The following is a 243-nucleotide window of genomic DNA, read 5'->3' as shown; positions in this document are numbered from 1 at the left end:
GCGTCCGCGGACAGGTCGACCTGCAGCACCGCCGTGCGGTCCGCCCCGGGCGGCCCGGGCAGCGCCGCGCGCAGCCAGACCGACCGGCCCTCCGGGCCGAACCGGCCGTCCTCGCTGGCCTGCCCGCCGGCGTGCCGGAGCGGGACGACGCGGCGCTGCTCGCCGGTGGCGACGTCGCTGACCACGACGTGCCGGTGCCCGCGCGGGCCGCGCCGGGCCAGCACGGTGCCCTCGTCCGGGGAC

The 243-nt window shown here is 82.3% G+C and carries 1 pseudogene; it reads right to left on the bottom strand.

Going from position 1 to position 243, the window contains the following annotated elements:
• Window positions 1-243 (bottom strand): annotated as a pseudogene (locus tag AC0IVP_RS22075) (S9 family peptidase); the annotation flags it as partial.

Source organism: Klenkia sp. AC732 (genome assembly GCF_979256525.1).
This window is presented reverse-complemented; position numbering and strand designations above follow the sequence as displayed.